The sequence below is a fragment of the Oscillospiraceae bacterium genome, from assembly GCA_015065085.1.
GTDB lineage: Bacteria > Bacillota > Clostridia > Oscillospirales > SIG627 > SIG627.
Genome location: SVQW01000010.1, coordinates 93012 through 99011 on the forward strand (window position 1 = coordinate 93012; position 6000 = coordinate 99011).

A 6000-nucleotide genomic window follows, 5' to 3' on the forward strand; every position below is an offset into this window, starting at 1 on the left:
CTCAAGAAAAATATAAAATGTATATAGATTGGAGTGGTAGAGGTCGCAAGTTCAAGTCTTGTCACTCAGACCATATCGAGTGTTCATAACAGATTCAAATTATGGACACTCGATATTTTTTGCTTATGCTTACTTTTCGGTTAATATTGAGTTGTTTTGAGCAGGTTCGCCTGCTCTTTTTGTTTTTAGGGGTTATACCGCATTAGATAAGTATTCGATGGCTACGCCCTTGCGCGAGTCAAGGATATATGGCGGTCTGTGTATGATGCCGGGGATGTCAAGCGTGCCAACAAAGCGGTAATGGATGATAACTCTTTGCGTTCTATCCTTGCCCGTTCCCTCAACGGGAAACACCTCAATCTTTTCGATCAGCTCTCGAAGAATAACGGGTGTTAAGGTTCGCATCTCCATAAACTTGCGGATAGTTCTGAGAAAGTCATCCTTTGCCGTCTGCATTCTGTCGATGCTATCGAGCTTTTCTTTCAGTTCAAGTGTCTGCCGCTTCAATTCCTCTTGCTCATTCTCGTACTTCTGAGATAGCCGCATAAACCATTCATCCGTCACCTTGCCCTCCACGTTATCCTCATAAAGCTTTTCAAAGAGTCCGAGAAGCTTTTGACTTCGTGCTCTCGCCGTTGCTAAAGCCCCTTCCGCAGCCGTTCTCTCTCGATGCATATCCTTGTTGGTCTTTTTCTCAAAAAGCTCTGCCAAGGCTTCCTCTGCGCTTTCAAGAAAGTCTGCAAGCATTCGCAGCTCCATCAGTACGATCTGCTCCAAAGCATCCTCACGGATATAATGGGTATTCTCGCAAGTGCCTCTCATTCCCTTGTAGTTTGAGCAACTAAAGAAACGAATGCTTGGGTTCTTCTGATTGAAGTTGAACCAAAGCTTATGCCCGCAATCTCCGCAGTAAAGAAAGCTCGTGAAAATGCTTTTCTTTTGGTTCTTATCCTTGGGAGGTCTGCACTTGGTCTTTTCCACAAGCTTCTGTACCTGCACCCACGTGTCACGGTCAATGATCGGCTCGTGAACGTCCTTGAAGATCGCCCAATTTTCTTTTGGGTTCTCAACTCTTGTTTTGTTTCTGAAAGACTTTGACGTGCTCTTGAAGTTGATGATGTCATCACAGTATTCTTGTTGTGAGAGCATCTTGGCAATCGTAGTCTTACACCACTTATACGGATCGGCTTGTGTTTTCTTACCGCCTCTCGGAAGTCCTTTGCTTTGCCAATACGCCATTGGCACTAACACCTTGTCCTCTTGAAGGGTTCTCGCAATGGTTTCGTTGCCCTTGCCCTCGATACACAATCGGTACACGCGTCTAACTACCTCTGCTGCCTCCGTGTCTATGATCCATCTCTTTTTGTTGTTGGGAGCTTTCATATACCCGTATGGCGGTTGAGATAACGGCTCGCCTGCGTTGCCGCGAATTTTGTGTGCGGAACGAACCTTTCTTGAAATATCCCTTGCCTTCATCTCGTTCATTACGTTACGGAAGGGTGCTAACTCGTCCTCTCCGTTCTCACTGTCGATACAGTCGTTGATAGCAATGAAACGGATGTTGTTTTCGGGGAAGTAATAGTCGGTGTACTGACCTACTTCAAGGTAGTTTCGTCCGAAGCGGGATGAGTCCTTGACGATGACGGTTGAGATATATCCCATATCCGCAAGCATCCTTTGGAAGTCGGGACGGTTGAAGTTTGTGCCCGTGTATCCGTCGTCCACATGGAACCTTGTGTTAGTAAAGCCGTGCTCCTTTGCGTACTTCGCGATGAGCTTTTTCTGATTGGCAATGGAGTTGCTGTCCCCCTCTGTGCCATCATCACGGGAGAGTCGGCAATAGAGTGCCGTGATCCCCATTTTCTCAGTTGGTTTCGCTGTCGTTTTTCCCTGCATTCTTCTCCTTTCTATCCGAGGATTTCTCAATCGGATCGGCAGCCGAAACATATTCCGCCTTTATTGTATCACCGTCCGCATCATCCGTCAAATGTGTGAGATTATTTTTGATTATTCTTTCAAAGCGAGTTTTCACGTTTTGCTCGCCATCGTCAAGATACTTGGGCGTGACGATATAGGTAATACCGTTCACTTGGTATGTGCGCTCTCGTATTCTTTTCACTATCTCCAATTTCTTCGTCATTGTGTTAGCGGGAATCTCTGTTCCTCCTTGCCTTGTAGCGGCTCTCGAGCATTTTCATTATGTCGGCGGCTATGTCCTTGGGTGTTGCGCTTCTTGGATAATACTTTTTGAGGTCGTCCATAAAGAGCGTGACCTTCTCCTTTTGGTTGGCTTTTTCCTCGCTCATAATCTCGGCAAGATCGTGCCACGTTAGCTCTCGTACCTCGTTGATCTTTCTCATACGAACCGTCTGTGAATAAGACGGTGTGCAATCGCAAAGCTCACACTCTCGGTGGAGCATCTTCTGCGTTTCAATTGGTAGCCGTGAGATCTCCACGGCGGGAGTCAAAGCCATCTTGCCCTCGTCCACCATTTGCAGAAATTCGGGAATGAGATTTGTGAGTGCGATATACCTCTGCACTTGCGACTTGCTCTCGTCGCTTTCAAGGGCAATTCGCTCCACCGATGTGAGCGACTTTTGACCACGATGGTCAGAAGTTAGATCGGTGCGTTCGCCTTGTCTTTTGATGGCATCGAGCTTCATCTTGTAGGCGAAAGCTTTCTCGCTCGGCAGCAGACCGTCACGGTGAAGATTTGAGTCAGCCATCACGACGATTGCTTCTTCTCTTGTAAGCTCTCTCACTACGGCAGGCACTTCAAAAATTCCGAGCTTGTTGCAAGCAAAAACTCGGCGGTGTCCTGACACGATTTCGTACTCGCCGTTCTCCATCGGTCGCACGACGATTGGTGTGAGGACTCCTTGTGCCTTGATACTCTCAACGAGGCTTGCTTTTGCAAATAAAGCTTAACAAATTGCATAGATTTAGGGCGATGACCACTGAGGTCACCGCCCTAAACTTATCGTCGCTATACTATTTCCGATTATTTATCAGAGATTTTTCTGATAATAAGCGCTCCATCATCTTCTAAATACGGCGCGGAAATCTCATAATCCTCAGATATAAACGAATTATAAAAATTCCAGAAAAACAGATCTATCGTTCCGCTTGAAAGAGCGAGGAATCTGGATTCAGGATCAATATTAACGAATTCAACATTCTTTCCGAGGAGCTTCGAGATTTCACCAATGAGTGCTACGTTGAATCCACCGGGCTTGCCGTCCGCAGTTGCATAGTCCATAGGAGCAAGAACGCCGCTGATACCAACCTTAATGGTTTCCGCACCGGGAATAGTTTCAATCGTTGCAGGCTGAGGATCCGATTTCATAGCTTCATCGGAGAGCCAAGTCTCTTTGAGATTATCAATCACACCGTTTTCTTTCAGCGTTGCGATTGCCTGATCGATCTCTGCCTTCAAACCGCTACCGTTGCTAAATACCATCGAGGCTGCCATAGGACCGCCAACGATATAATCAAGATCATCGTTGCGCGAACAAATATACTTAGCGTTGTAAACGTGCGTTACACCTGCATCTGCCTGACCGTTTTGAATTAAAAGAGCCATTTCCGCAGGTGTGGGAACGATAACCGCTCCCTCTAATTTAATATCGAGAGCATTGTTCATCATAGTTGCAAATTCATTTTCCGAAATAGCGAAGCCGAAACCGGCAAGCTTCTTACCTTCAAGATCTGTCCACTCCGTAATTGGATCATTGTTGTTTTTACCACACGCCGAAAGAAGCAACGAGAGTACGAGTAACATTGAAAGAACGATAGATAATTTTTTCATTTTATTTTTCTCCTGTCTGTAAATTTAATTTTAAGTAATTACCATTTTCATCATTTGTATAGTCGATTTTACTGCTCTTTGCTCTCAAGAGTATCAATCCGAGATCGTCTTCACAGTCAAATGGATTTCCGGGCGGACCGTCGTAATCCAAGGAAAGTGTCACGGTACCGTTCTTATCGCTATACTCAAGCGACAATTCAATACGGGATGCCAAGTCATTGTTTAACAGATAAAACACGGCTTCCTCCGTACAGAGTTGCATAGAATGGCTTGACTTCGGTGTGATACGGTATTTCTGGCAAAATAGAGAAATCTGAGTATATAACTGAAGAAAATCGAAGTTTTTGGAAGCAATTTCGTAGCGCAAGGTTTTTAGCTTACCGATAAATGCTTTCGTTTTGGGCTTTTGAGGATTATCAAAGATTTGTTCAGGTGTTCCGTCCTCATAAATGCCGTTTTCATCCATATAGAGAACGCGACTTGCCACTTCACGTGCGAATTCCATTTCGTGAGTCACAATAAGCATCGTAACGCCCTTATCCGCGAAGGTACGTATAGCGGCAAGCACCTCGCTCGGGTTCTCTACTCATCAAAACGATTCGTCATAGTATTTTCTTTCTAATGTCTGATATACCATTGATAGAAACATATCAAGTGTCATTACTTCATAGATTTGAGTTTTCGGCTTCTTGAACTTCAAGTAAACAGCTTTGCGAGAGCATTACGAATATCTTTATCTCTTGTAATCCGACCGTATGGCACCATTGAACTCAAGTGATATTTAGCCATTTCGGACAAATACATTCCCGGCGCCGCAGGTCTATATTCCACAACACATTTACGCTGTTCGTTTTCCATATAGCCCTCTTTCATACAATACAGAAAGTCGCATAAAGCGGAACGGATTTGATGTTGTTCTCAAACCCAAAGTTCTTTTGAGAAACACGAATAGAATACGCGGGTTTGTATCGGTCAACATACACGCCGAAACTTCTTGAACGTGTTTTTATTTTGGTTGTTGGCTATCAATCGGCTGCCTTTTTGATTATGAGTGCGCCGTTATCTTCCAAATACGGCTCGGAAACTTCGTAATCCTCGGTGATGAACGAATTATAGAAATTCCAGAAAAACAGATCGATCGTTCCACTGGAGAGAGCGAGGAATTTGGAATCGGGATCAATATTAACGAACTCAATATTCTTTCCGATCAGCTTTGAAATTTCACCGATAAGAGCTACGTTGAAGCCACCGGGCTTGCCGTCCGCAGTTGCATAGTCCATAGGAGCAAGAACGCCGCTGATACCAACCTTAATGGTCTCCGCACCGGGAATAGTTTCAATCGTTGCAGGCTGAGGATCCGATTTCATAGCCTCATCGGAGAGCCAAGTCTCTTTGAGATTGTCAATCACACCGTTTTCTTTCAGCGTTGCGATTGCCTGATCGATCTCTGCCTTCAAACCGCTACCGTTGTTAAATACCATCGAAGCTGCCATAGGACCGCCAACGATATAGTCAAGATCATCGTTGCGCGAACAAATATACTTAGCGTTGTAAACGTGCGTTACGCCCGCATCTGCCTGACCGTTTTGAATCAAAAGAGCCATTTCCGCAGGAGTCGGAACGATAACCGCACTCTCAAGCGTGATGTCGAGAGCACTGTTCATCATATCAGCAAACTCAGTTTCAGAGATTGCAAAACCAAATCCCGCAAGTGTTTTTTCGTCGAGATCTTCCCATTTTGTAATGGGATCCGTGTTGTTTTTTCCGCATGCCGAAAGAAGCAACGAGAGCACGAGTAACATTGAAAGAACGATAGATAATTTTTTCATTTCATTTTTCTCCTGTCTGTAGATTTAATTTTAAGTGATTGCCTTTTTCATCATTTGTATATTCGATTTGACTGCTCTTTGCACGTAACAGTATCAATCCGAGATCTTCTTCACCATCAAATGGATTTCCGGGCGGACCGTCATAATCCAAGGAAAGCGTCACGGTACCGTTCTTATCACTATACTCAAGCGACAATTCAATACGGGATGCCAAGTCGTTGTTTAACAGATAAAATACGGCTTCCTCCGTACAGAGTTGCATAGAATGGCTTGACTTCGGTGTGATACGGTATTTCTGGCAAAATAGAGAAATCTGAGTATATAACTGAAGAAAATCGAAGTTTTTGGAAGCAATTTCGTAGC

The 6000-nt window shown here is 44.6% G+C and carries 7 protein-coding genes and 1 pseudogene; all 8 read right to left on the bottom strand.

Features of this window, described 5'->3' with window-relative positions:
- Positions 1 to 192: 192 nt before the first annotated feature.
- The 8 genes and pseudogenes from E7588_07775 to E7588_07810 all read right to left on the bottom strand — a co-directional run bounded on the left by E7588_07775 (position 193) and on the right by E7588_07810 (position 5899).
- A complete protein-coding gene (locus E7588_07775; protein ID MBE6689154.1) occupies positions 193 to 1947 on the bottom strand; it encodes a DUF4368 domain-containing protein in 1755 nt (584 codons plus the stop codon).
- A complete protein-coding gene (locus tag E7588_07780) occupies positions 1865 to 2140 on the bottom strand; it encodes a hypothetical protein (protein ID MBE6689155.1) in 276 nt (91 codons plus the stop codon). The genes E7588_07775 and E7588_07780 overlap by 83 nt, the downstream gene beginning before the upstream one ends.
- A gap of 4 nt (positions 2141 to 2144) precedes the next feature.
- The gene (locus E7588_07785; GenBank protein ID MBE6689156.1) at positions 2145 to 2891 is read right to left on the bottom strand and encodes a ParB/RepB/Spo0J family partition protein; all 747 of its coding nucleotides are present in this window, start codon (positions 2889 to 2891) and stop codon (positions 2145 to 2147) included.
- A gap of 110 nt (positions 2892 to 3001) precedes the next feature.
- Positions 3002 to 3808 (bottom strand): transporter substrate-binding domain-containing protein, encoded by an 807-nt coding sequence (locus tag E7588_07790; protein ID MBE6689157.1) that lies wholly within the window; start codon positions 3806 to 3808, stop codon positions 3002 to 3004.
- A 1-nt stretch (position 3809) separates the two neighbouring features.
- A complete protein-coding gene (locus tag E7588_07795; protein ID MBE6689158.1) occupies positions 3810 to 4334 on the bottom strand; it encodes a hypothetical protein in 525 nt (174 codons plus the stop codon).
- Positions 4335 to 4677: 343 nt separating this feature from the next.
- Positions 4678 to 4812: pseudogene (locus E7588_07800) on the bottom strand (ATPase).
- A 21-nt stretch (positions 4813 to 4833) separates the two neighbouring features.
- Positions 4834 to 5637: a transporter substrate-binding domain-containing protein gene (locus E7588_07805; GenBank protein ID MBE6689159.1), complete on the bottom strand. Its 804-nt coding sequence runs from the start codon at positions 5635 to 5637 to the stop codon at positions 4834 to 4836.
- 1 nt (position 5638) lies between these two features.
- Positions 5639 to 5899, bottom strand: coding sequence for an ATP-binding protein (locus tag E7588_07810; protein MBE6689160.1), 261 nt, complete (start codon positions 5897 to 5899; stop codon positions 5639 to 5641).
- Positions 5900 to 6000: the final 101 nt, after the last annotated feature.

Coding starts and splice junctions, on each gene's coding strand:
- E7588_07775 (MBE6689154.1), bottom strand. CDS start 1,947: ATGTTTCGGCTGCCGATCCGATTGAGAAATCCTCGGATAGAAAGGAGA.
- E7588_07790 (MBE6689157.1), bottom strand. CDS start 3,808: ATGAAAAAATTATCTATCGTTCTTTCAATGTTACTCGTACTCTCGTTG.
- E7588_07795 (MBE6689158.1), bottom strand. CDS start 4,334: ATGCTTATTGTGACTCACGAAATGGAATTCGCACGTGAAGTGGCAAGT.
- E7588_07780 (MBE6689155.1), bottom strand. CDS start 2,140: ATGACGAAGAAATTGGAGATAGTGAAAAGAATACGAGAGCGCACATAC.
- E7588_07805 (MBE6689159.1), bottom strand. CDS start 5,637: ATGAAAAAATTATCTATCGTTCTTTCAATGTTACTCGTGCTCTCGTTG.
- E7588_07810 (MBE6689160.1), bottom strand. CDS start 5,899: ATGCAACTCTGTACGGAGGAAGCCGTATTTTATCTGTTAAACAACGAC.